21 protein-coding genes and 1 riboswitch are annotated in these 26615 nt (G+C 50.7%); of the genes, 19 read left to right on the top strand and 2 right to left on the bottom strand.

Features of this window, described 5'->3' with window-relative positions:
• Positions 1-57: 57 nt before the first annotated feature.
• Positions 58-1989, bottom strand: a complete 1932-nt coding sequence (locus NYE29_RS04575) for a glycoside hydrolase family 20 zincin-like fold domain-containing protein (protein ID WP_340894609.1) — start codon at positions 1987-1989, stop codon at positions 58-60.
• A gap of 1074 nt (positions 1990-3063) precedes the next feature.
• On the opposite strand from NYE29_RS04575, the gene NYE29_RS04570 reads away from it, so the two are divergent.
• The 16 genes from NYE29_RS04570 to NYE29_RS04495 all read left to right on the top strand — a co-directional run bounded on the left by NYE29_RS04570 (position 3064) and on the right by NYE29_RS04495 (position 20512).
• Entirely contained in the window at positions 3064-4509 is a 1446-nt protein-coding gene (locus NYE29_RS04570) for a sensor histidine kinase (RefSeq protein ID WP_340894608.1), read from the top strand.
• A 23-nt stretch (positions 4510-4532) separates the two neighbouring features.
• The gene (locus NYE29_RS04565) at positions 4533-5168 is read left to right on the top strand and encodes a response regulator (protein ID WP_038586479.1); all 636 of its coding nucleotides are present in this window, start codon (positions 4533-4535) and stop codon (positions 5166-5168) included.
• A 409-nt stretch (positions 5169-5577) separates the two neighbouring features.
• Positions 5578-6318, top strand: coding sequence for a YveK family protein (locus NYE29_RS04560; RefSeq protein WP_340894607.1), 741 nt, complete (start codon positions 5578-5580; stop codon positions 6316-6318).
• Complete coding sequence (locus tag NYE29_RS04555) at positions 6302-6943, top strand: CpsD/CapB family tyrosine-protein kinase (protein ID WP_340894606.1); 642 nt, start codon at positions 6302-6304, stop codon at positions 6941-6943. Before NYE29_RS04560 ends, NYE29_RS04555 begins: the two co-directional genes overlap by 17 nt.
• Positions 6944-6972: 29 nt before the next feature.
• Entirely contained in the window at positions 6973-7860 is an 888-nt protein-coding gene (gene galU, locus NYE29_RS04550) for a UTP--glucose-1-phosphate uridylyltransferase GalU (protein WP_038586488.1), read from the top strand.
• Positions 7861-7902: 42 nt separating this feature from the next.
• Positions 7903-8595, top strand: coding sequence for a sugar transferase (locus tag NYE29_RS04545; RefSeq protein ID WP_076109995.1), 693 nt, complete (start codon positions 7903-7905; stop codon positions 8593-8595).
• A 19-nt stretch (positions 8596-8614) separates the two neighbouring features.
• A complete protein-coding gene (locus tag NYE29_RS04540) occupies positions 8615-9556 on the top strand; it encodes a glycosyltransferase (RefSeq protein ID WP_340894603.1) in 942 nt (313 codons plus the stop codon).
• Between the two features lie 9 nt (positions 9557-9565).
• Complete coding sequence (locus tag NYE29_RS04535) at positions 9566-10912, top strand: O-antigen ligase family protein (protein WP_340894602.1); 1347 nt, start codon at positions 9566-9568, stop codon at positions 10910-10912.
• A complete protein-coding gene (locus tag NYE29_RS04530; RefSeq protein WP_038586496.1) occupies positions 10909-11682 on the top strand; it encodes a WecB/TagA/CpsF family glycosyltransferase in 774 nt (257 codons plus the stop codon). The genes NYE29_RS04535 and NYE29_RS04530 overlap by 4 nt, the downstream gene beginning before the upstream one ends.
• Positions 11683-11728: 46 nt before the next feature.
• Entirely contained in the window at positions 11729-13222 is a 1494-nt protein-coding gene (locus tag NYE29_RS04525) for an O-antigen ligase family protein (protein ID WP_445322198.1), read from the top strand.
• Positions 13188-14573, top strand: a complete 1386-nt coding sequence (locus NYE29_RS04520; protein ID WP_340894600.1) for an oligosaccharide flippase family protein — start codon at positions 13188-13190, stop codon at positions 14571-14573. Before NYE29_RS04525 ends, NYE29_RS04520 begins: the two co-directional genes overlap by 35 nt.
• A gap of 227 nt (positions 14574-14800) precedes the next feature.
• Positions 14801-15655, top strand: a complete 855-nt coding sequence (locus NYE29_RS04515) for a glycosyltransferase family 2 protein (protein WP_038586505.1) — start codon at positions 14801-14803, stop codon at positions 15653-15655.
• Entirely contained in the window at positions 15642-16835 is a 1194-nt protein-coding gene (locus tag NYE29_RS04510) for a glycosyltransferase family 4 protein (RefSeq protein WP_038586508.1), read from the top strand. The genes NYE29_RS04515 and NYE29_RS04510 overlap by 14 nt, the downstream gene beginning before the upstream one ends.
• Positions 16829-17968, top strand: coding sequence for a glycosyltransferase family 4 protein (locus NYE29_RS04505; RefSeq protein WP_038586511.1), 1140 nt, complete (start codon positions 16829-16831; stop codon positions 17966-17968). Before NYE29_RS04510 ends, NYE29_RS04505 begins: the two co-directional genes overlap by 7 nt.
• A 98-nt stretch (positions 17969-18066) precedes the next feature.
• The gene (locus tag NYE29_RS04500) at positions 18067-19167 is read left to right on the top strand and encodes a glycosyltransferase (protein ID WP_038586514.1); all 1101 of its coding nucleotides are present in this window, start codon (positions 18067-18069) and stop codon (positions 19165-19167) included.
• Positions 19168-19171: 4 nt separating this feature from the next.
• Positions 19172-20512, top strand: a complete 1341-nt coding sequence (locus tag NYE29_RS04495; RefSeq protein WP_038586516.1) for a UDP-glucose dehydrogenase family protein — start codon at positions 19172-19174, stop codon at positions 20510-20512.
• Between the two features lie 22 nt (positions 20513-20534).
• Here the strand turns inward: NYE29_RS04495 and NYE29_RS04490 are convergent, their stop codons facing one another.
• The gene (locus NYE29_RS04490) at positions 20535-20723 is read right to left on the bottom strand and encodes a hypothetical protein (protein WP_340894596.1); all 189 of its coding nucleotides are present in this window, start codon (positions 20721-20723) and stop codon (positions 20535-20537) included.
• A 143-nt stretch (positions 20724-20866) separates the two neighbouring features.
• Here NYE29_RS04490 and NYE29_RS04485 point away from each other — a divergent pair, with 143 nt between their 5' ends.
• The 3 genes from NYE29_RS04485 (at position 20867) to NYE29_RS04475 (ending at position 26602) form a co-directional block, all read left to right on the top strand.
• Entirely contained in the window at positions 20867-22240 is a 1374-nt protein-coding gene (locus NYE29_RS04485) for a sugar phosphate nucleotidyltransferase (protein ID WP_340894595.1), read from the top strand.
• A gap of 137 nt (positions 22241-22377) precedes the next feature.
• A riboswitch (cyclic di-GMP riboswitch) is annotated at positions 22378-22458 on the top strand.
• Positions 22459-22470: 12 nt separating this feature from the next.
• Positions 22471-24879, top strand: a complete 2409-nt coding sequence (locus NYE29_RS04480) for a PA14 domain-containing protein (protein ID WP_340894594.1) — start codon at positions 22471-22473, stop codon at positions 24877-24879.
• A gap of 208 nt (positions 24880-25087) precedes the next feature.
• Positions 25088-26602, top strand: a complete 1515-nt coding sequence (locus NYE29_RS04475; protein ID WP_340894593.1) for a glycosyl hydrolase — start codon at positions 25088-25090, stop codon at positions 26600-26602.
• The last annotated feature ends 13 nt before the right edge of the window (positions 26603-26615 follow it).

Genomic DNA, 26615 nt, shown 5'->3' with positions numbered 1-26615 from the left:
ACGGCTGGGCGGAGATGTTTCCGCCTGCCGTGCTTTTTGGCATGTAATCGTATGAGCTTACAACGGCTGCGAACCGGATAGTTGTGCAGCTAATTGTGCATACTCGCCGCGCAGCCGGAGAAGTTTCGCGACACTCTTCTCCAAGCCGCCGGGCCGGTTGCGCCGGGTCCATAATTGCCGGTAATGATGCAGCAGGAGGTCGAGATCATGGATCTGGTGGTCCACCAGTGCCGGATCAATTCCGGCAGGTCCCGCAGCCAGCAGCTGTTTGATGCGGCCAAGCTGCACGGCATGTTTTACAAAATGAATGCCGTTCTTAAGCTCTTGGGTGACAAGTTCGGCATCCGTGCATTCCAGCGTAAGATCTTCAAGCTGATCTTCAATATGGCTGATGTACTGCTCCAAATTATCGAAATGCTCAGCGGTAAGTTTATTTACAATCCCCATGTTGTCCAGATTACTGCGCATTAGCATGGACATTTCCGAATCATTGGGGCGGGAAATGCCGGATTCAAGCTTGTAGTAATTTCCGAGATCGAGCAGCAATTGCCCAATTTTTCCCGAACGGTCGTGAAAGACCGAGGTACTCAGATACCCTGCAACATCGGCATTAAGATTGTTGTCGACATTCCAGGCCAGCGCAGCGCCGCAGACAAATCCGGCATAACTCACCGGAAGATGCTGCCAATGTCCGAAATCACCCCAGTCCGTAATGAGGTAGCCGATAGCCCGGTTGTTTTTGCCGTGTACAGCGGCGTTATGCAAGTTGGCGAGCATATTGCCGGTGCGTCCGGTAAGGGAATTCCAGGAGCTGGTTCCCGGGCAGACATAGAACGGGATTTGCGCTTCGCGGAATTTCAGTGTGTCCGCCTCGAATGGGTGGTCTGCGCTGTAACCCCATTCCATGGCAATAATGTCTTTTGGCAGCTGGGGAATTAGCTCAGGATGCTGGATGATGATATCACCCCAGAACTGCATCGTTTTGCCCCGCTGCACAACGAGCTCATGAATCTTCTGCAGAAATGACAAGTAGAGCGTGCCTTTGCCTGCTGCATCTGCCGCGGCTTTGCTTTTGCCAAGTCCCAGTTCATAAGTCTCGTCGCAGCCAACGTTGAACTGATTCGAGGTGAAATAAGGAAGAAGGTCATCATACATTGTGCCCAGCAGCTCGAGTACTTTAGGGTCTTCAGTATCGAAGGTGCCCGGCTCCATGAAAAGCCCCTCCGGATATAAATCACTGTCATACATATGGTCTGGCAGCATGAACCCCTCAGGACTTTCGGCCAGTGCGTTGAATTCCGGCCGGGTCAGCCATCCTTCCATATGGCCGAAGCTGTTCTGGTTGGGAACCAGCTCGATATAACGTTCGCGGCAGTAAGCATCCAGCAGCAGAATTTCTTCACCGGTTATAGGCGTTTCGAGCTCCCAAACCTGGGGAAACGACTCATAGGCAAAAGGAGAACCTTCTATATATAACTGCAGTTGGTTCAGCTTCAGATCGGCCATAAGATCAACGATCCGGTAAAGGGTTTCGAGTTTGGGCGTTTTGTTGCGGCTGATATCAATCATCAGTCCTCTTGCGGCAAAGTCCGGTTCATCCCGGATATGCAGACAGGGCACGTTTCTGCCGGATTGTTCCAGAATCTGTTTCAGGGTTGCCACTGCATAATAGGCCCCTTCAGGAGAGCTGTAAGTAATGAAGATTCCATGCTCTTCGATGACAAGCTCATAACCGCCTGCAGGCAGCAGGCGGTTGTAGCTAAAGCTGCATGCGGAGGAAACGGCCGGACGTGTACCTACTGACAAAGGCAGGCTGAGCTGAAGAACTTGAGAAATGACAAGCTGAAGCTTACGGGCTGCAGGGAGAACGGAACGGTTCGCCTCACCGGAGAGAACAATGCTTGCTTTGGCCGGAAGGCGGAAGTAGCCTTCTGAGCGCGTGATTGTCCGTGGATGGGGAAGCAGCTGTAAAGTGCGAATTTCAGGCATAGTGTGGACACCTCTTATTCATGTAGAATATGATCATCTTCCTAACAACCATATCACCCCTAAACAGAGGAAGGAATGCAAAGTATGTCCAAGGTCATGGATTATATAATCAGTCCTTACCCAGTACAAAGCGTCGATCGCAAGGTGACACGGTATAGGGACTTTTGGAGCAAAGGTAATGTTTAACTATGTGCTTTATAATGATCTTTTTTATTTCTAAGCAATTCTAAGTATCTATATATAAGACGACATATTTCTTCTTTTGTTGCGGACGAATGTCGGATCATGCAGCTTTATATTGACACTCACAAAAATCAAATGCTATTATTTAGATAATATTAGTAATTTTTATGATAGTTCTTAAAGACTATGTTATGCCGGAGATGAAGCCATGAGTGAATTTTACTGCATCAGTTGCCGCAGTCTCCATAAGGTGGACGTACAAAAAAACTGCTCTGTACGCATTCTGTCCACCGGGTATCATATCGTTGGCGAACAGCGCTATCAAATTTGTATCTGTAATCTAACTGAGTTGCATACATCCTTCCCAGCTGCAGCCGAGTATAATGCGGAATGACTGGCCTAATGATGCACCTGATTCATATATCAGCCGAACAGCCTGTCCCTCAGCGGACAGGCTGTTTAACGTGTCCGTCCACCCATTTTTGAAAGTAAATACGCTATCTTTTGGAAATATGGATATCTCTGAGTGAAACTTCGAAAAAAAATGAATGATATTCTGTTATTTATTTGAAAAGAAAACGCTGTCAGTAAATAGTGAAACTTGTTATTGTGATTTTTCTCATGTATGATGCTTTTAACAAAGCTTAAATAAGCTCGAATTTTCCAAAAAATGGAGAATAGGGTGGTGGGATGAAAATCAAAACAACTGCGGAAGACAGGATGATAGCATTTTACAGATACTTTTCTTTGTCCCTCACATCTCTGATGTACCTCCTGGACCATGCGGGACCTTCCGTAATTAATAAATCCCTTTTAATAATAATTTTGTTCTTATTTGCCCAACTATTCACTATGTATTACCGGAGGTTCCGGAATAAACCGCGTGTCCTTATGGTAGCTGTAAGTGTAGAAATGGCGGGTATTATTGCACTGACGCTGTTAACCGGTGCATATGACAGCTCCTTCAGACTGTACGTGCTTAACCCTGTGCTGATCGCTGCGGGTTCGTTATCCATCTATTTCGGATGGAGTTTGCTGCTTGCGTATATTGGCATATTCGCTGTATTTTGTTATGTTTTTCTTAATTCTGCCGGAAAAACTTTAGCTGAAGCTGCATTGGCAAATGGCAACCTGTTTCTAGCACTGGTACTTACGGTTATAATTATGCAGATGGTTAACAGGATCAAGCGGCAGCGGGAAGAAGCAAACGCGCGGACCAATGAAACCATGGAGCACATTAAATCGCTCTATCATATCGTAGAAACATCAAGCCAGCATGACTTCATGAACATAGGCCAGGTTATTACGGATTATGTGGTAAAGCTTACCAAACTTGACAGAGCCTTGTTCTGGTTCGCCAAGAAAAGCGGTGAGCCTGCACCGCAGAGCCGGCAGACCGGCTGGCAGCAGGAAGAGGAACGTTTTCTTTTCTCGGAGCTGGAGAAGCATGAGCATGAATGGAGATTGCAGCGCGAGCCTGTATTCAAGAGCCTGCCGGGGCTCGGAGATTTTTTGCTGATGCCGGTGAGAATGAGCACCCGCTTTGTTGGCATGATCGGCGTGAAGCTGGAGTCCTCGGAAGGCCTTGAAGGCCGCCGGTGGTATATCCAGCAGTTGATGTTTCTGTCGGAGCTTAGTGCAATTATTCTTGAACGCCATGAGCTGGGTGTCATCGAGAACCGGCTGATCATCACGAATGAGCAGAACCGGATTGCGGATGAAATGCATGACAGTGTCTCACAGAGTTTATTCGGCATCGTCTATGCCACACACTCGCTGAAGCAGACCTGGCCGAAAATGTCTGATTCCGAGCTGGAGGAGCAGATAGAGCTCATCCATGATTCGGCGACCAAGGTGGCCAAGGAGCTGAGGATTACAATCTACAGTCTTAGCTCCAAGAAGAGTGGTGGTCCAACCTGGCTGGGTATGGTAAGGTCTCATCTGAAGAGCTTGTCCAGACTGAATGATGTGGAGATTGAACTAAAGATCACGGGCGATGACTTCAGTCTCCCGTATCCCTACCACAAAGCGCTTTTCCGGATTATCTCTGAAGCGACCGGCAATGCCATTCGTCATGGTGCGGCCAGCCGGGTGGATGTTGAACTGTCACTTAAGCCAAAATGGATAAGACTTTCCATAATCGATGATGGAGTAGGTTTTGATACGAGTCTGCTGTTGACGGAGTCTGAGGATAACACAGGCGGACTGGGTATGAAGAATATGCAATATCTGGCGCAGTCTCTTGGGGGCGATTTTCAATTGTCCAGCAGTGAGAATGCAGGCACAAAAATTTTAATTTCGATACCTGTCGGTGTGGCTGAATTAAAAAATGCATAAATTTTAGGCAGGAGGTCGTTCTAGTGAAAATCGTCATTGTTGATGATCATCCTTTGGTGAGAAGAGGATTGGCAGCTGTGATTTCGATGCAGCCCAATTTGCATTTTGCCGGCGAGGCAACGAATGGCCAAGAAGCTCTTCTTGTAATTGAGGAGACGCAGCCTGATCTTGTGCTGATTGATCTGAAGCTTGCCGATGAATCGGGACTGGACGTAATCAAAGCAGCGCGTGCACACGGTTTGACCAGCAAGTTTATTCTGCTGACCTCATCGGCAAGCCGGGAGGATTTCCTGAAGGCAGAAGAAGTGCTGGTTGATGGATATGTGCTGAAAGAAGCGCTGCCGGAGGAATTGCTGTTTGCGATTCAACTGGTCCATAAGGGCAGAAAGTATTATGACCCCGGCCTAATGGAAGATAAAATGCGGATGAGCGGCAGCAGTCCGACAGATGAATTAACACCGAAAGAGAAGGAAGTGCTGATTGAGCTGGGTCAGGGTGCCTGCAACAGGGAAATCGCCTCGCGCCTGTTCATCAGCGAATTTACGGTCAAGAAGCATGTGAGCCAAATTTTGGCGAAGCTGCAGGTTGCCGACCGGACGCAAGCAGCATTGTATGCCAATGCAGTCGGGCTGACCAAATATGAAATGTCATATGATTAAGATAAGCTATGATGGCTTAAAGAATGGAGCACGGACTTAGATGTCCGTGTTTTTTTGTGCGAATTATTATCTTCCGGGTTCCAAGCTGCAGATGAACCGGGATACTTTACACGGAAACGGCTGCGCTTTCCTTTTGAAAAGGACGGTGAGGCCGTTTTTTCTTGGACATTTCAGCGCAATATGGTGGCTTGGTGTAGGGGTTCCTTCCATAAGTTGTTACAATTTACCAAGCGCATACTACTAAAGTATACCATAGTGGTCTACTTAAGTGCCAATAGGACTCACACGAAAGTGAAGATTAAAGTGATGGTATGACCCATGTGGCAAGTCGTACGGGTTGATAGAATAAAAGTAAGATATCTGAAACTTTCATGATTGCTTTCAGAATTAATGCGGAAGGAGGGTTACTGTGGAAAAGACGATTTTGGATTACATTAACCTGATAAAGAAAAGGTTATGGTTAATCATGGTGTTTGTATTAATCTCCTGCGCCACCACCTTCTACGTCAGCAAGAACTTCGTCGTACCCGTCTACTCCGCCTCCGGACAGCTGCTGGTCAATAACACCGCAAATGTACCCGAGAGCAACAATCTAAACAATCTAAACTTCAGCCTTAACCTCATCGAGAGCTATAAGGAAATCATGAAATCCCCCACGATTATGAAGAATGTTGTAGCGGATCACCCGGAATTCAATCTGACGGAAGACCAGCTGGCGTCGAAGCTGCAGGTGAAATCTTCAGAGAAAAGCTCGGTCATCAATATCAGCGTGCAGGACAAAAGCTACAGCAAAGCAGCTGGGATAGTAAACGCGGTTTCACAGTCGTTTATCCGCAGCTTGCCGACACTGATGAAGCTTGATAATGTAACATTCCTGACGCCTGCTGACCCAACCGATGTTCCCGGACCGATCAACGGTGGCGCCAACATGAATATCATCATCAGTTTTGTAGTTTCGCTGATGGCTGCAATAGGGATCATCCTGCTGATGGAAACACTCAATGGAACGCTCCGGAGTGAGAAGGAAGCCGAATTCGACCTGGGTCTGCCGGTCATTGCAAGCATTCCTACCATCCGCAAACGTGATTTGGGTAAAGCAGCAAATGCTAATTCGAGAGTAGGGGAGGGCGCTTATGTTGCGGCTGAATAAAAGTTTGATCACGGACTTGAATCCGTCCTCGCATATCTCCGAATCCTTCCGCTCGCTGCGCACCTATATCCGCCAGCTGGGACTGCTTGGCGGAAACGCAGGCAAAGTGCTGCTCTTCACTTCAGCGGAAGGCGGAGAAGGCAAGACGACCATTCTGGCCAATCTGGCGGTTTCTTTCGTTCAGGATGGCAAGAGGGTTGCCGTTGTGGATTGCAACCTGAGACATCCCGGACTGCATTCCGTGTTTGAAGTGGAAGGCAGCCATGGGCTTGCCGCTTATCTGGGCGGCACTGAGGAAACCAAAGATGTCGCAGTTTACGGAAATTTGGCGAATCTGGCCGTGATCCCTGCCGGTATTACCGCTGTCAGTCCGCCGGATCTGCTGGGTAACGACAAAATGGCAGCTCTGCTGGAAGAGCTGAAAACAAGCTTCGATCTTATCCTGCTCGACTCGCCGCAGGCTGTGGAGTTCAGTGATGCAAGAATCCTGGCCCCGCTGACGGACGGTGTCATCATCGTGGCAAGGCACGGCAAATCGAAGCGTGAAGCGCTCCGCAAGCTGAAGACGCTCATGGATCAGACCGGAACCAAAATTCTTGGCATTGCCATGAATCATAGTAAATGAGCTCACAAAACTTTTAGGAGGTAAGTGCGATGAAAAAGGTAAAAAAGGTAATTATCCCTGCTGCTGGGCTAGGAACGCGCTTCCTTCCCGCGACGAAAGCAATGCCTAAGGAAATGCTGCCGATCATCAACAAGCCAACTATTCAATACATCGTAGAGGAAGCCATCGCTTCCGGTATCGAGGATATCATTATCGTTACCGGTAAAGGCAAACGTGCAATTGAGGACCATTTCGACAATGCGTTCGAACTGGAATCCCGGCTGCTGGAGGACGGCAAGCTTGAACTGCTTAAAGAGGTTCAGCGTTCCTCTAAAGTAGAAATACACTATATCCGTCAAAAGGAACCAAAGGGATTGGGCCATGCGGTATGGTGCGCAAGACGTTTTATCGGAGACGAGCCCTTTGGCGTTATGCTCGGTGATGACATCGTAACCGGACAGGTTCCTTGCCTGAAGCAGCTGATCGACCAATATGAAGAAACACAGAACTCAGTGATTGGTGTTCAGGAAATTCCGGATGAATTCACTAACCGTTACGGGATTATTGAACCGGATCTGCAGGATGGAAGACTCTACCGGGTTAACAACTTCGTCGAGAAGCCGGCCCTGGGTACAGCACCTTCCAATCTGGCAATAATGGGCCGTTATGTGTTCACTCCTAAGATCTTCAAATACCTGGACCTGCAGGAAAAAGGTGCTGGCGGCGAGATTCAGCTCACGGATGCGATCCAGAAGCTCAATCAAAGCGAACGGGTATATGCCTATAACTTTGATGGTACGAGATATGATGTCGGCGAACGCCTTGGATATATTTTAACCACATTGGAATTTGCCCTGCAGAGTGAGGACTTGCGCTATCCGGTAATGGATGCCATGTCGGAATGGCTCAGCAAGGCCGGACAAACCACGCTTAGCTAAAAATGAGGAGAACCACAAAACCTTTAGGAGGAATGAGGAGAAATGAGCATGCAAAAACTGCCGGAAGACTATGAGGCCGTCCTGCCGAAACTTTACATGCTGCATGCCAAAGAAGGGAATAAAGGTATGGATTCCTATCTGGTGATGAAGCGGATTATCGACATTTTTTTCTCCGCTCTTGGCCTTCTCGTACTGCTGCCGCTATTCACTCTTGTTGCTGTCCTGATCAAGCTGGAGGATCCGAAAGGCAAAGTGTTCTTCCGGCAAACCCGGGTAGGCAAAGAAGAGAAGCTGTTCCCAATGTATAAGTTCAGATCTATGGTGTCTAATGCTGAAGAGCTGAAGGCGAATCTGATGGCTTATAACGAAGTGAGCGGCGCAATGTTCAAAATCAAGAATGATCCCCGGATTACACGGACGGGAAGATTTCTGCGCAAGACGAGCATTGATGAACTGCCTCAGCTCTGGAACGTGCTGATGGGCCATATGAGTCTGGTTGGCCCCCGTCCTCCGCTCGTTGAAGAGGTGGCGCAGTATTCGGAATACGACAAGCAGCGGCTCATAGTTACACCTGGCTGCACAGGTTATTGGCAGGTAAACGCCAGAAACAGCGTCGGCTTCGACGAGATGGTGCAGCTGGATTTAACCTACATCCAGATCCGGAGCACGAAGCTGGATCTCAAAATCATTGCGAAAACCGCCCTGATGCTGCTCGGATCCAAAAATGCTTATTAAAAATATGGAAATTGGGTGAATGCCGATGCTTGAATACGGAGAGGTACCTAAGATTTCCATCATTATCTGTACCTATAACCGATCGGTTTTGCTAGTCAAGACCCTTCAATCGCTGCTGTCATTGGAGAATCTGCATCAGGCAGAGATTATCGTGGTGGATAACCACTCCAAGGATGATACGGCGTCCGTCACCAAACGCTTTATGGAGACGGAAGGAGCAGAGATGGATATCCGTTATCTTCTGGAACCGGTACAGGGGTTGTCGGCAGCCCGAAATACGGGGATTCTGGCTTCCAAGTCGCCAATCATCGCCTTTCTTGATGATGATGCGATTCCTTGCCGAACCTGGATAACAACGATTGTTGACAGTTTTGAACAACATCCGGAAGTAATGGCCATGGGCGGGAAAATCGCTCCGATCTTTGAAAGTAAGCGGCCTGAATGGCTTATTAAGCCGTTTGAACTGCCTTACACGATTGTAGATCTGGGTGACCGGGTGAGGGAATATCCGAAACGGCTGCATCCCTGCGGAGCCAACATGGCTATGCGTAAGCTTGTATTTGACATCAGCCTGTTTCCTCTGGAGCTCGGAAGAAAGGGAGATTCACTTCTCTCCGGTGAAGAGACCTGGTTATTCGGTCAAATACAGGGAGAAGGACATTCCATTCTCTATCATCCTCAGATGGCGGTCGATCATTTCGTACCGGCAGGCCGTCTGACTGAAGATTGGATTATGAAAAGATATTACAGTCAAGGCATATCCAACGCTATGAAAAGCGAAGGTGTGAAGGGCAATCTGATCCTGCTGGTCAAGACGGCCGCCAAAGTAGTCTATATCATGGCGGATTCGATCCTCTCCAGAAGCAAGGGAAGAAAGCTTCTGAACAGATGCCGGCTGGAGAGCATTCGGGGAACTCTTCATATGATTTGGAACCGGAAGAGGCAATCTGCAGCGGGGTGAGGGAAGACAATGACTAATTTTGGGTGGGGCTCAAAAATCAACGCTTTGCCATACGGAATGCTCTACCTGGTGTCTGCCCTGTTCCTCGGAACAGCGGTCATTTACCAGCCGGCAATTGCGGTAGCTGCCGTACTCCTGATTATATTGCTGGTTGTCTCTCTCTCTCGTCCTGAACTGATCAGTTATTTCGTTCTGTTGACGACGGCGATCTCCATTAACTTCTTGTATAACGGCATCATGTTCGGGATTGAAATTCTTTCCCTCTATAAGCTGGTTATCCTGATGCTTCTGGTGCCTTGCATTCTGGTCAATGGCCTGAAGTTCCGTCTCAGTCCTCCGCTCTGGGCCATGGTGGCACTGGTGTTCATCACCTTTGGCTTCTCGATCTGGCTGCCGGAGATGAGCTCATCCATTGCCATAAAAGCCTTTATCGGTCTGTCGCTTCCCTTCGTGTTTCTCCTGATCAACTGGAAGAAAGAAGTGGCTGAGAAGCAAATCCGCATCATCACTTTGCTGCCGCTGGTCAGCGTGCTGGCTGGAGTGGTGCTGCAGGCGGCTCATATCCATTCATTTCTCGATATCGAGTTCACGGGCGCTATACGGATACAGGGGGCGAACATTCCAGCGCATCTGGCTATGCTGGCTTTTATGGGAGTGGGCATCGCATTTATTGAGGTGAAACGGAGTCCGCAGCATATCAAGTTTTTCTACACCATGCTGGCGCTGAACTTTCTAATTCTGATCGGAACAGGGACGCGGGGACCGATATTAGCCCTGGTTTTGATGGTTCTCTACTATTTTTACGACATTTCCCGTCAGTACTTAAAGGGGAGAACGCAATATCTGATTCCGCTGCTGTGCTCGTTTCTCCTGATTGTCTCGGCTGTCTATCTGCAGCTGGACAACATCAAGAAGCGCTCCTTCGAACGGACGACCGAAACGGGTGTTGATTTGTCGGGACGGGCGGAGGCCTGGGAATATTTCCTGCACAAAGCGGAGGATTCGCCCCTTGCGGGCAGAGGACTCGGTGCAGTGACTGTAGCCAATGACGGGTCGCTGTACAAAGGCTTTGTGGTTCCGCACAACGAGTACATCCGGTTTTATTTCGATGGAGGATATATCGGCGCCATCCTGCTGTTGCTTTCCTTATTGGCTGTGTTTCTTCTGGTTTACAGAGCTTTGGCACCGCCGGTCAAACCTTACTATCTGCTCTTTATTGCAGCGTTCCTAATTTATTCTTTTTCCGACAACACGCTGTCGACGGTCCAATCCATTATTCCGTTCTGTTGGTACCTGAACTGCCTGTATCGATCTTCACAGCCAACCGATTCCCCACAAAAAGAAGTGATACGATGAACCAAGTGAATATGTTCGATGTCAATTTCGATAACTACGATTTCATGGATCTGCTTGAATACATCGACAAGACCATTAAGGAAAGGAATCAATCCTACATCCTGACCTGCAATGTCGATCATGTAATCAAGCTTCGCAAGGACAAAGAGTTTAGGGCGGTGTATTCCGAAGCAGGTGCCGTAGTGGCGGATGGAATGCCGCTGATCTGGGCTTCGAAGATGCTGGGCAAGCCGCTGAAGCAGAAGGTATCCGGATCAGATCTCTTCAGCCGCCTGGGTGACGCCTTCGAGCAAAGAAAGTACCGGCTGTTCTTTCTGGGCTCGGCGGAAGGTGTGCCTGAGCGGGCGACAAAGAATTTAAAGGCGGCTTATCCCGGCATGAACATTGTCGGCTGTTATTCTCCCTCCTACGGTTTTGAGCACAACGAGGAAGAGAATCAGCGTATTATCCAAATGCTGACCGAAACCCAGCCGGATATTGTATTCGTCGGTGTGGGCGCACCGAAGCAGGAAAAATGGATCTACCGGCATTACACCTCATACCGGGCGCCGATTTCCATCGGCGTGGGAGCGACTTTTGATTTCCTCTCTGGCTCCGTCAAACGGGCGCCGGACTTTATGCAGAAAACAGGGCTTGAATGGTTCTGGCGTCTGAGCCAGGAACCGGGGCGCTTGTGGAAAAGATATCTTGTCGATGATGCCCAGTTCCTGGTCCTGCTGCTTAAAGAGCTGCGCAAGCGGGATAAGATCAAGGGCGGAAGATTTGAGTAAATATACGAATTTTGGATGGCCGTAGGGCGGAGGTGGGGAAATGAAGATGATGAGCCAGAATGAAAGCAACCGGACATTGCCATCCCTCACTTCGGTGAAGTCAGGTGTCATGATGACGCTGATCTGCGTTATGTGCCTGGGGCTTCCGCTGCTGATCGGCTTCGCCAGTGCGAAGCTCAGTTCTTCCAGCAGTCTGCAGGGGGTCATTCTGGCAGGGATTCTATTCCCCGCCTTCCTGCTGGCGCTGCTGAAGCCAAAACACCTGATCGCCTATACTCTGCTGATCTGGGCGGTGGCCCCGGAGCTGCGGCGTTTCGCCGACTGGTACGAAGGGGTATACCACTCGGTATCCCTGCTCAGCCTGGCGCCTCTGCTGACGGGAGCAACACTTGCGATTCCGGTGCTGAAGGAAATCCACAGAATCCGGAAATCCTCCACGCGGATCATCCTGCTGTTCTCGGTAGCGTTGGCCTACGGCGCATTGATCGGTCTGGCGAAGAACGGCATAGGCTCGGTATACGATTTGGCTAACTACATCGTACCGCTGCTGCTGATTCCGTTCTTCGCGGTAACGCGTTTCAAGCCTAAGGATATTGACCGGCTGCTGTACGCTTTTGCCAATATCGCAGTCCTGGTGGCGATCTACGGCATCATCCAATATCTGACGGTTCCTCCCTGGGACGCTTTCTGGATGAGGAATGCAGATATGATGTCCATCGGAACACCGTATCCCTTGGAAATTCGCGTCTTTTCCACTCTGAATTCTCCCGGACCGGCGGCGACCTTCCTGGTATTCGCCCTCGTCCCGATGATTCTGGAGAAAAGATGGCAAGGCACGCTGCGCTGGATCGGTGTCCTGCTCGTTGTGGTCTGTCTGCTGACCACGCTGGTGCGTTCCGCCTGGCTGGTCCTGCTGGTTATGCTGCTGGTGTACATCGCCTCTTCTCCTTCCAAAGGGAAGTGGAAAACCCTGCTTCAGCTGGGATTTGTCGCCGTAGCGCTGATCTGGATCGTTCCCAAGCTGCCGGGAGCAGAGGGGCTGGTGGCCCGCATGGAGACACTTACCTCCGTACAGGAAGACCACTCCTATAATGAACGGCTCAGCTTATGGCAGAACATGCTGCCGATGGTAGCCGCTAATCCGGTTGGCCAGGGAATCGGCAGTGTAGGCCAAGGAACAAAGATTGGCAACGGCGGGGAGCTTGGAGAGTACGGCAACATGGACAACGGCGTTATCGCACTGCTGCTTACCTTTGGAGTACTGGGCGCCTTATTCTTCTTCGGCGCACTTGGGGCCGTCATTAAACAGATTGTGGTCAGAGTCACCAGCAAGGACAGTCTTCAGCCCTATGCCCGGCTATCGCTGGCAGCATGGATGGGGGCGGTAGTCAGCCTGGTGTCTGACAACGGATTCCCCGGACTCAAGGGATATCTGATATGGATGCTGATCGGCCTTGGGCTAGGCGCCAAAGAGATTATTGAGAGCAGAAAGAAGGGAACACCACATGCAGCAGTTGAACGCGAAATCACTTCCCACTAGCACAGTCTGGTCCTCGCTCAAGAAATTCACAAAGAGCAAGGACAACAGCTCGGCAGCCGTAAAAACCATGTTCGTCAGCGTGCTGATTCTGCTGGTCAATATGCTGACGGGTGTGCTGACTGCCCGCTATCTCGGGCCGACAGGCCGCGGGGAACAGACAGCTATGGTGAACTGGTCCCAGTTTCTGGCGTTCAGTATGAGCTTCGGTATTCCCTCGGCGCTGATCTACAATGCCAAGAAGAATCCGGATGAGGCCGGGGTGCTCTACCGGGTGGCACTGATGATCGGCCTTGGGTTTGGCATGGTGGCCATGACAGTGGGAATCTTTGTCCTACCCTACTGGCTGGAATCCTTCAGTCCGGAGGTGGTGGTTTTTGCGCAATGGTCGATGATCCTGTGTCCGCTGATTGTGATCTCGCAGATTAACAACGCGGCATTTCAGTTCAGAGGGGATTACAAGACCTTTAACTGGATGCGATATCTGGTTCCTCTGCTGACGCTGGCGGCCATTGGCGTTCTGATCCTCACGGATCATATGAATCCATTTACTACGGCACTGGCTTACTTGGTTCCATCAGTACCGCTGTTTATCGGAATGACAATCTTGCTGCTCCGCACCTACAGGGTGAAGCTGAAGGACGCATACCTGAATTTCAAAAGATTATTCACGTATGGCCTCGGCTCTTACGGAAATGACCTGCTCGGCCAATTCTCCGGCTATATCGACCAGATCATTATTGCCGGTCTGCTGCGGCCAGCCGATTTGGGACTGTATGCAGTAGCAGTGAGCTTGTCACGGATGGTCAACTTCTTCTCGAACTCGATCACCGTGGTGCTTTTTCCAAAGGCCTCTGAGCTCTCGAAGGAGGAGGCGATCGCCCTTACCTTCAAAGCATTCCGGATCAGTACGACCTGCACCCTGCTCGGCGCGGTGTTCCTGATGCTGGTGGCCCCCTTCGTTATTCCGTTGCTGTACGGGAAGGATTTCAATACGGCGCTGACCGTATTCCGCCTGCTGCTGCTGGAAGTTACGATCAGCGGAGGCACACTGATTCTGGCTCAGGTCTTTATGGCGCTTGGCAAACCGAAATTCGTATCCATTCTTCAGGGAGTGGGCTTGATCCTGGTGATCCCGATGCTCTTCCTGCTGGTGCCGAAGTTTGGATTGTTCGGAGCAGGGGTGGCGATGTTGTCATCGGCTGTACTGCGGTTCTTGTTCATTATTCTCAATATTAAATACAACCTGAAGGTCAAGCTGCCGCGGCTGCTGATCAACGGGGACGACATTAAGTGGATGAAGACGACGATGAATTCCTATATTCATAAAAAACCCGCGGATACCCAGAGTTAGCGAGCGGCGGTACAAAGCAAGCTGCTCTGCTGCTAAATAAAAATGGACGGTGTTAGCGGAGAGTAGAGAAATTTTGGAGCTGTAGAAGCGTTAGCGTTCGCCTTTGTCTTCGGATTTCAACCGCGAACAGCGGTCCAATCAAGGAAATCGGAAGACAACAGTGATCGGAAGCCCAAATATTTCTCGGATCGACGAAACACACCGGACTGAAAAAGGAGGAAACCTTCATGGATTCAGTGACAAGCGTGCTTGGCGGCCCGGGGAGTTACCCGATATCTGCTGTCATCATTGCTCAGGATGACGAAATTCGAATATCCAAAGCAATTCAATCCTGCCGACTTTTCGCCGACGAGGTGGTTGTAATCGACGGAGGAAGCAAAGACGGGACGGTGCAATTGGCCGAAAGCCTGGATTGCCGGGTATACGTCAACCCATGGCCCGGATACGCGAAGCAAAGAGAATTCGGAGTGGAACGCGCCGTCCATGATTGGGTCTTCCTGATTGATACCGATGAAGTGGTCAGCGATGAGCTGGCGAAGGATATTCTTGAGCGCAAGCCGGCGCTGACGGACCGGGGCGTAGCTTACTCGCTATACCGGATCGGTGATTTTCTGGGCAGATGGCTGGATAAGGGTGAATATCTGGTGCGGCTGTACAACCGCAAGGAGTACGGCATCCGCAACTCCCTGGTGCATGAAATGCCCGAGGTGTTGGAGGAACGGACGGTTCGCTTGAACGGAACGCTTTGGCATCAGGGCTTCCGCAGCATCAATGACCATGTAACCCGGTTTAATAAATACACCGACCTGGAAGCGCAGAGCGCTTATGCGAGCGGTAAGCCGTTTAAGCTGAGAAATCTGCTGCTGCGGCCGCCGGCACGGTTCCTGCAGAAATATTTTCTGCATGGTTTGTTCAAGAAAGGCATTGCAGGGTTCGCGGTATCCGTATTTTGGGTGATGTATGAATTCATGGTCGGCTTCAAGCATTACGAATTGAACAGCTCCGGCAAGCTGGCCCAGCACAACGCACAGGGGCAGGCCGAGAAAGAAAAGAAAGGGGAGAGAAGCTATGCCGTACAGTGACGGATTAAACATTATGACGACAGGCCTCAGTTGGCCCTCGTTACAGCCCGGCGGGCTTAACACTTATTTTAAATCCGTTTGCGAGCAGCTCTCCTCACGCAACCAGGTGCATGCGCTGATCTGCAGTCAGGAGACGCCATCCACCTCGAAGGAACTGATTATTCATAACGCCGGAGATCCCAAGGAAACGATCTGGAAGCGTAAGGATGCTTTTCAGCGTAAAGCTGCAGATTTGATGGGCAGCGGGAGCGGGCGCATTGATATTCTATATACCCACTTCGCACCCTACGGCGTTGGGCCGGCGATGGAAGCGAAGAAGCGGGGGATTCCGGTGGTCATGACTTTTCATGGCCCATGGAATGAAGAGATGAAGATCGAAGGCCAGGGCATTAAGCACCGGGTCAAAACAACGATTGCCAAATCTATTGAACGCAAGGCCTACAAGCTGGCGGACCAGTTCATTGTACTTAGCGAATATTTCCGCGATATGCTGCACAGTCTGCACGGTGTGCCGCTGCACAAAATCATCGTGATCCCGGGTGCGGCCAATGTGGAGCGGTTCATCCCTGCCAGCAACCGGCTGGCTGTCCGCCGGACGCTGAATTTACCGGAGGGAGCAACGACGGTACTGACGGTCCGGCGGCTGATGAACCGGATGGGGCTGCTGCAGCTTTTGGAAGCCTGGAAGCAGGTATCCGAGCGGTTCCCGAACGCGATTCTGCTGATCGGAGGCAAAGGTCCGCTACGCGGAGAGCTGGAAGAAAAAATCTCCGATTATGGTCTCAGTAACAAAGTCAGGCTGCTTGGCTACATTCCCGATCATGAACTGGCTTCCTACTACCAGGCTGCTGACATGTTCGTGGTTCCTTCACAGGCACTCGAGGGCTTTGGACTTATCACCGTTGAAGCACTGGCTTCCGGTCTTCCGGTTATGGCTACTCCGGTCGGAGGCAACAAAGAGATTCTGCAGGGCTTCCGCCCGGAGCTGCTGTTCAAGGGTTCAACCAGTGATGATATGGCGGAAGGCATGATCCATATGCTCAGCAACCGCAAGCTGCTTCCCGGCCGTGACGAATGCAGAAACCATGTGCTGGAGAAATACACCTGGCAGCATGTGGGCGATCAAGTGGAATCGGTATTCCTTCAAACATTGGGAAAGGGTGTGGCTGCAGGATGCTAAAAGTCGCTTATATTGATCACACCGCCAAGTGGAGCGGAGGAGAGGTTGCGCTGTTCAACATTCTCACCAACATCGGCAAAGAGATTCAGCCGCTGGTCATCCTGGCTGAAGAAGGGGCGCTGGCTGAACGTCTGCGGGAAAAAGGCATCGACGTCCGCATCATCCCGCTTGATGAGAGCATCCGCAGCCGCGGCAGAAATGCCGTCAATCTCGGCGCTCCGGCTGCGGCGTTCAAGCTGCTGGCTTACGGCCGCAAGCTGGCGCCGCTGCTCAAACAGGAAAAGGTGGATTGTGTGCACACCAACTCCCTGAAATCGGCCTTCTACGGTGCAGTTGCCGCGAAGAAAGCGGGAGTGCCGCTGATCTGGCATATCCGGGACCATATCGGTGCCCCGTACCTGAAGCCGGTTGTCGCCAAGGCGATCCGGCTGCTGTCACGCCTGCTTCCCAATGGCGTGATTGCCAATTCCCATTCCACGCTGAATGCGCTGGAGCTGCCGCGCTCGAAGAAGACACTGGTGGTCTACTCCGCTTTTGCCAAAGCAATCGGTGAAAGCATCGGCAGACGGGACCAGAAGGATTTCAACGTCCTGCTGGTGGGCCGGCTGGCGCACTGGAAAGGCCAGCATATCGTGCTGGAGGCTGCCAAAGCGTTCAAGGACGACAGCCGTGTCCAGTTCTGGCTGGCCGGTGATGCCTTGTTCGGGGAAGAGGAATATAAACAGGAATTAATTCAGAAGATGCAGCAGGATGGGCTTACCAACGTCAAACTGCTGGGTCATGTGGATGACATACAAGGCCTTATGAAAACTGCTGATTTGCTGATTCACACTTCGATTACCCCCGAGCCATTCGGCCAGGTTATCGTCGAAGGCATGGCGGCTGGACTGCCGGTAATCGCCTCCAATGAAGGCGGCCCGGTAGAGATTGTGGTTCCCGGTGTAACGGGACTGCTGATCCAGCCTGGAGACCCAGTCGTACTTGCAGACTCCATCACCTGGATGCTGAACCATCCCGAAGAGCGAAGAAGGATGGCGGAAAGTGGAATGAAGCGGGTAAAAGAGCATTTTGTCATCGAGAATACGGTCAAGGACATCGTCGCTTATTACAAAGGATTGCTCGCCGCAACCTGAGCTGTTTTTCCGGACAATGCTAAAGCTTAAGGGCACCGTTCCTTCCATGCATTCACTACTTGATGATGCTGCTCCATAAAACTTTGAGGATGATTTACATGAAAATTGCGATAGCGCACGATTACTTAATCCAAATGGGCGGAGCGGAAAGAGTTGTGGAGGTCTTCCACCACATGTATCCGGAGGCTCCGATCTTCACGACGGTTTTTAACGGAAGCCGCCTGACCGACAACCTCAAAGATGCGGATATCCGGGCCTCCTGGCTGCAGAAGATCCCGGGAGTGAAGGCCAATTTTAAAGGGGTACTGCCGCTTTATCCGATGGCCATTCGTGATTTGGACTTTAGCGGGTACGATATCGTCCTGAGCTCCAGCAGTGCTTTTATGAAAAGCATAAAGGTTCCCGAATCCACGTTTCATCTATGCTACTGTCATACGCCAATGCGCTTTGCCTGGGATTATGACACGTACATGGAGCGGCAATCGAATTCCGGACTGTTCAAAAGACTGCTCAAGGTCTATATGCAGCGGCTCAAGACCTGGGATCAGCGGACATCCAAAAATGTAAACCAGTTCGTGGCCAACTCTTCCGTAGTGAAGACGCGGATTCAGAACTATTACCATAGGGATGCCGATGTGATCTTCCCGCCGATAAATACAGCCCGCTTCACAAGTTCCAGCTCTATCGGCGACTATTACCTGATCGTCTCCCGGCTTGTATCCTACAAACGGATCGACCTGGCAGTGGAGGCTTTTAGCCGGAATGGCCTTAAGCTCTATATCGTCGGCGACGGGCCGGACCGTAAGCGTCTGGAAGGAATGGCCAAAGATAATGTAACTTTTCTGGGCCGGCTTGAGGATGAAGAGGTCACGGGCCTGATGTCGAAATGCCGGGCGTTTATTTTTCCGGGAGAAGAAGATTTCGGAATTACGCCCCTGGAGGCGAATGCCGCAGGAAGACCGGTCATTGCTTATCAGGCCGGAGGGGCGCTGGATACCATAGTCCCTTATGTAAATGGCGTATTCTTTCAGAATCAGGAAGTGGATGATCTGCTGAAGGCTATCCACGAAGTGGAGTCCTATGCGTGGGACATCAGCAAGATTATGGGGCATGCGCATAAATTCGATGAACAGACGTTTATGGTCCAGTTCAAGCAGTATGTGGAACAGGCCTACGTTAATTTTCTTAAAGGAGGATGATTATATGAAGCTGGCAGTAATCGGTACCGGCTATGTCGGTCTTGTATCTGGCGTATGTTTTACACTTAACGGGAATCATGTCATCTGCGTCGATAAGGATGAGGAGAAAATCAATAAATTAAACCGGATGGAATCCCCCATCTATGAGCCGGGTATTGAGGCGCTGATCGAAATGAATCTCCGTGAGGGCAGATTGTCCTTTTCGGCGGATCTGCAGGAATCGGTGCGCCTTTCTGATATCGTCATCCTCGCTGTAGGAACGCCTTCCCTGCCGGGCGGCGAAGCGGATTTAACGTATATTGAGGGAGCAGCCACAGAAATTGCGCAAGCGATGGAAGGCTATAAAATCATCATGACCAAGTCGACCGTACCGGTTGGCACAAATGAGAAAATCCGCAATCTTATTGCTTCCCACACGAATCATCCCTTCGATATCGTCTCCGCTCCCGAATTCCTGCGTGAAGGCTCGGCGATCCGCGATACGCTTCATCCTGACCGGATTGTGATTGGTCTGGATAATCCGCTTTTGGAGCCAACGATGCGCCAGCTTCATCAAGGCTTCACTGAAAATATCTTCGTAACGGATATCCGCAGTGCGGAAATGATTAAATATGCATCGAACGCTTTCCTGGCAACCAAAATCTCCTTTATCAACGAAATCGCCAACATTTGTGAAAAAGTGGGAGCTGATGTAACCGAAGTGGCGGAAGGCATGGGGATGGACCGGAGAATCGGCTCAAGCTTCCTGCAGGCCGGAATCGGTTATGGAGGCTCCTGTTTCCCGAAAGATACCAATGCGCTGATCCAGATCGCCGGCAACGTGGACTATGAGTTCAAGCTGCTGAAATCGGTGGTTGAGGTGAATAAAGGGCAGCGGTTTATGATTATTTCCAAACTTCATGAGTCGCTCGGCAGCCTGCGCGGCGCGGTTATCGGAATTTGGGGGTTGGCCTTCAAGCCGAATACTGATGATGTACGCGAGGCACCTGCCCGTGAAATCGTCGAAGCGCTGGTAGCGGAGGGAGCTACAGTGAAGCTCTATGATCCGATTGCCGCCGATAACTTCAAAATGCAATACGATCATCCGCAGCTCCGCTGGTGCGGCCTGCCGGAAGAGGCGGCAGAAGGCAGCGATGCCGTATGCTTGCTAACCGACTGGAGCCAGTTCAAGGATATCGACCTGCATCGCTTGGCGGGCAGTATGCGCCGCCAGGTTCTGATCGATGGCCGCAACGTCTACTCCAAGGAGCAGATCGAAGGCACCGGCCTGGAGTACCATTCCGTCGGACGCCCGCAAATGGGCGGACTGAGCGGGTATTCGGCCAGCGTGGCCGGCGCGATCTAAGCCTCAAGCTTGCTCTACTCTACTAAAGCACTTCGCTCTTACCTGCCGCCAGCCAAGCGGCAATAGCCGGATCTTTAGCAGGGAGCTTCGCCTGCGGGTGAAGCGAATAGCTAGGCTGTTGGAATGGAACGGAGAGGAATTTTGGAACTGTAGGAGCGAATGCGTCCGCCTTTGTCTGCGGATTTCCACCGCGAACAGCGGTATAAATCAAGAAATCTGCAGACAACAGCGGCCGAAAGTCCAAACATTCCTTGCAGTGACTCTCATAACAGCTAAGTCTTATGCTTTTCACGTTTGAAGCAACCAATAACAATCCGATATTTTCGCGTCAACACATAATGAGGAGGGTTCCATATGAAACTGGTACTTCTATCAGGCGGTTCAGGAAAACGTCTCTGGCCTTTGTCCAACGATTCACGTTCGAAGCAATTTCTGAAGGTACTTGAGAGCCCGACGGGTGAGCCGGAATCCATGGTGCAACGGGTATGGCGGCAGCTGGAGGAAGCTAATATGTCGGGTTCGGCTTATCTGGCTACCGGCCGCAGTCAGGTGGAAATGATTCAAAGCCAGCTTGGCAGCGAGGTGCCTATCATCGTTGAGCCGGAACGCCGCGATACGTTTCCGGCGATTGCCCTGACAGCAGCCTACCTGTATTCCATGGAAGGCGTTTCGCCAAGCGAGACCGTGGCCATCCTGCCGGTCGATCCTTATGTGGAAGCCGCCTTCTTCGATACAGTAGTGCAGCTTGAGCAAACGATGCAGGAGAGCGGAGCGAACCTGGCGCTGATGGGTGTAGTACCCGAGCATGCTTCAGAAAAATACGGATATATCATTCCTACCAGCGCAGAGGCGGGAGCAAGCGGTTATCTGCAGGTAAGCCACTTCCAGGAGAAACCTGACCGTAAGCAGGCCGAGGAACTGATCAGCCGGAATGCCCTCTGGAACTGCGGCGTGTTTGCGTTCCGCTTGGGCTATCTGCTTGATATTCTGCAGCGCAAGGGATTGCCGCTGAACTACGAGGAACTGCAGAAGCAGTACAAACTGCTTGCTTCCATAAGCTTTGACTATGAAGTGGTGGAAAAAGAGGAGAAAATCGTAGTTCAGCCTTATGCCGGATTCTGGAAGGATCTGGGCACCTGGAACACGCTAACTGAAGAAATGAACAGCAATCATGTAGGCAAAGGGTTCGTGACGGCGGATTCCGAAGGCACATGCCTGATTAATGAGCTGGATATTCCGATTACGGTGATCGGCGCGAAGGATCTGATTATCGCTGCCAGCCCGGACGGGATTTTGGTTACCCATAAAGCGGAGAGTCCGAGAATCAAGGAAGTGCTGAAGTCTTTTGAACAAAGACCCATGTACGAAGAACGCCGCTGGGGCCATTATAAGGTCATAGATTATGTGAAATACGATGAGGGAAATGAAGTGCTGACCAAACGGATTTTTATCGAAGAGGGTAAAAATATCAGTTACCAGCTGCACCATAAACGCAGTGAAATCTGGACATTTGTCAGCGGTGAAGCAAGCATTGTGATTAATGAGAAGATGCATAATGTGAAGGCGGGAGATGTGGTGCGTATACCGGAAGGCACCAAACATGCGATTCTTGCGCTGACGGATGTAGAGTTTATCGAGGTACAGACCGGTTCGGAACTGGTAGAAGAGGATAACATCCGCATCACCTTGGATTGGGAAGATATAGCTTTGCAACAGTTTATCTCTTAGGCCTAAATAATCTATTTAACCAATTGTTGCAAATCCAAAACAGGCATTTAGAACCATTTATTAATTTATTTTTATTAATGCTCTAAATAAAAACTTCATAGGGACGATACTTACGGTAAGAGGGATTAATCCTTCCAAAACGACAAAGGCAAACCTAATCGAAAGATAGGGACGCAAAGCCATAGGGCCTTCGCAAGAGTGGCAGCCTGGCTACCGAAAGGAAGATGATTTTGAAAACTTACCGTAAGTCTCGTCTGCTGTCCACCTTGCTGTCTCTTGCCGTATTGTTAACCGCTGTGCCTTTAGGATTTGGGCTGTCGCCTTCAACCGCAGAAGCCTCATCAAGCACAGCAGTGCCGGTTAATCCGGACGCTTCAGCCGAAGCTGTCAAGCTGCTTAGTAACCTCTATTCCATTACCGGAAAAGGGATCATCTCTGGACAGCACGATTATTTGGAGAGCCCGGATGAATTCAGCAACAAGTTGAAGGGAACAAGCGGAGAATATGCTGCTCTTCACGGATATGAGCTTGGCGTAATTAGCGGCCAGTCGGAGAGTACGGCTGCATCGCAGCGCAAGAATGTGGTGAACAGCGCGATCAACTGGTACAAGAACGGCGGCATTGTCGCAATGACCTTTCATCAGAATCTGCCGGGGACGGCGTACCTCTGGTCCAATGTGCAGAAGCCGCTCACCCAAGCGGAATTTAACAGGTATGTAACGCCGGGCACGACAGAATACGCCAGCCTGATCACGGATCTGGATAAAGTGGCGGTGTCGCTCAAAAGCTTGCGGGATGCGGGCGTTCCTGTACTTTGGAGACCTTATCATGAAATGAACGGCAACTGGTTCTGGTGGGGGAAGAAAAGTAATTTTGCTGAACTGTGGAATATTATGTATGACCGTTTCGTGAACGTTCATCAATTAAACAATCTGTTGTGGGTATGGAACCCCAATGCACCGAATGCCTGGTCTGATCCTTATGCGCTGACCTATCCGGGCGCAAGCAAAGTGGATGTTCTTGCAGCAGATATATATGATAACGACTATATGAATAAGTACTATGACAGTTTGCTTAGTCTGGCTGCCGGTAAACCGATAGGTATTGGTGAGAACGGTGAGATGCCCAGCACGGCCAAACTGAAGCTCTCCCAGAAAAATTTCGTTTTCATGATGAACTGGGGAAAAATGCTCTATGAGAAAAATAGCACAACTACGATTAAGAGTTTCATGAATGATAGCTATACACTGACCCGGAATAAATATAAGAGTTGGAGTGCACCAGCCGCTGCGCCAACGGCAACACCGACGCCGACACCAACAGCAACGCCGACACCAACAGCAACGCCGACGCCGACACCAACGGCAACGCCAACACCGACACCAACGGCAACGCCAACGCCGACGCCGACACCAACGGCAACACCGACAGCGACACCAACACCAACGGCAACGCCAACACCGACGGCAACGGCAACGTCGAAGCCGACGGCAACGCCAACGCCTGACTCTAATGATTCAGTGGAAGCGCCTGTGTTGAGCGGACTTAAGGGAGAATACTTCAAAAACATGACGCTTTCCGGTACGCCGGCCTTGGTGCGCAATGATGCATTGCTTAACTTTAACTGGCGCCAGGGTTCGCCGGATCCTTCAATCGGTGTAGATTCCTTCTCTGTCCGCTGGACCGGTCAAATCAAGCCAACGTATAGTGAGATTTATCAGATTTTTACCACTTCGGATGACGGTATCCGCGTTTATATTAACGGTAAAGCTGTCATTGACAGCTGGATGAAACAGAGCGGAGCCGAGCGTACCGGGAGCATCGCTTTAACAGGCGGTCAGTTGTACGACATCAAGGTCGAGTATTACGAGAATGCCGGTGATGCGAATATCCGCTTAATGTGGCAAAGTCAAAGCCAAGCCAAAGGGACGGTTCCGGCCAGCGCATTGTTTGTGAATGCCGGGGCAGCTGCTGCCAGCCAGACAGAATTGGACAGTACACCCAGCCTGGTTGCAAAACCGGCTTTAGCGACGACAGCAGCACCAGCCGCAACGGCAACAGCAACGCCTGCGCTGACAGCAACACCAGCACCGGTGCCAACAGCAACACCGACATCTGCGCCAACACCGGCGCCAGCACCAACACCTGCACCAACACCAACACCGGTACCGACGCCGGCACCAACACCGACAGCAGCACCTGCTGAGAATGGGCTAAAGGCAGAATATTTCAATAATATGCTGCTGTCAGGCACTCCGGCACTTGTACGTAACGACGCCATTCTTGATTTCAATTGGCGTCTAGGCACCCCGGATGCTGCAATCGGCATCGATTTCTTCTCCGTACGCTGGAGCGGCAAGATTAAGCCGCTCTACAGTGAAACGTACACAATCTATACTACTTCAGATGACGGCATCCGCGTTTGGGTCAATGACAGTCTTGTGATTGACAGCTGGATGAAACAGAGTGGAACCGAACGCATGGGAAGCATCAGCCTGAATGCCGGGCAGCTATATGATATTAAAGTGGAGTATTACGAGAATCAAGGGGATGCCAGAGCGCGTCTAATGTGGGAAAGCCCAAGCCAAGTGAAGGGTACTGTTCCTGCGAGCGCCCTGTTTCTTCCTTCCGCTTCCTAAGCAGAGCGACTGGTTAGCTTCTGTATTCACCGGCGGGTGCTGGTTAAGACGTTACAATTATAATTCCTAAAGTCCACTCTTAGTGGCCCTGCTTATCAGCAGGGCTACTAAGCTATAGCCCCCATTTGGCCTCGGGATGTATGAACCTGCATAGGGAACTCATCCTGTGTGCCGTGGCGGCATTTCGCTGGAGAAAGGAGATTACGATTTGAACACTTACCGCAAGTACCGCCTGTTTAATACGATTTTACCTCTTATATTAATATTTTCCCTGCTGCCCTGGTCAGAAGCGAGGAGTCTTCCGGTTCCCCGGACGATAGTTACACCTGCTGCTGCCATCACTCCCATCAATCCCTCAGCTTCGGAGGAGGCTGCCGATCTGCTCAGCTATCTGGTTGATCTTGGAGGCAAGGGAATGATATCCGGGCAGCATGACTATTTGGAGACCCCGGATGAATTCAACAATAAGCTGAAGAATGCAAGCGGACAATATGCCGTATTGCATGGTTATGAGCTGGGAGCGATTAACAACCAGCCGGAGGGCACCATCGTGAAGCAGCGCCAGAATGTCGTGAAGAGTGCGATCAAATGGCACCAGGGCGGCGGAATTGTGGCGATGACCTTCCATCAGAATTTGCCGGGCACCTCCCCGGAATGGGCTAATGTGCATATGAGCCTGAGCCAAGAGGATTTTGATGCTTATGTTACACCGGGCACCCCGCAGTATAAGAACCTGATCGCTGAGCTTGATGAGGTAGCCGAATATTTGGGAGACCTGCGCGATGCGGGAGTGCCTGTGTTATGGCGCCCTTATCATGAGATGAACGGCAATTGGTTCTGGTGGGGGCAGAAGGACAACTTCACCGAACTTTGGGATATTATGTATAACCGTCTGGCGAATGTGCACAAGCTGGATAATCTCCTGTGGGTATGGAATCCGAATGCACCCAATGAGTGGTCGGATGGCTATGAGCCGTATTATCCGGGTGCCGGGAAGGTTGACGTTCTGGCGGCGGATATTTATAACAATGACTACAGACAGTCTTATTATGAGAAGCTGCTGAAGCTGGCTGACGGCAAGCCGATCGGGATCGGTGAAAGCGGAGAACTGCCAGACCCGCTCATATTGTCCCGAACGCAGAGTAAATGGGTATATACCATGACATGGGGAAAAATGCTGACCGAGAAAAATAACCTCGAGCAGATTAAGAGTTTTATGAGCAATGATTATACCGTGTCGCGGGATGAATATAAATTAATGCTGGTCGGTAAAAACAATAACCCGGCCCCGGTATCCCGAACCGGATTGACGGGAGAATATTTCAACAATATGGAGCTGTCGGGCAAAGCCGTTCTGGTCCGCAACGACAATAAGATCGACTTCAACTGGCATGGAGATTCACCGTCTTCAGGAATTGGCAAGGATGCTTTCTCGGTGCGCTGGAGCGGCAAAATCAAGCCGGTTTACAATGAGAAATATAATTTCATAGCCTCCTCGGATGATGGGGTACGTGTATGGATCGACGGCAAACTGATCATCGACAGCTGGAAGAAGCAAAGCGGTGTCAGCCGTGAGGGAAGCATAGTCATGGAAGCGGGAAGCTCGTACGACATCAAGGTTGAATATTACGAGAACAGTGGAGATGCCAGTATTCGCCTTATGTGGAAGAGCCCAAGCCAGAAGCAGGCGGTTATTCCCAAAGGCGCGTTGACTTCCAAATAATGAAATGAAAGCA

Origin of the sequence: Paenibacillus sp. FSL M7-1046, from assembly GCF_038007405.1 — a bacterium.
Taxonomy (GTDB): domain Bacteria; phylum Bacillota; class Bacilli; order Paenibacillales; family Paenibacillaceae; genus Paenibacillus_AQ.
This window is presented reverse-complemented; position numbering and strand designations above follow the sequence as displayed.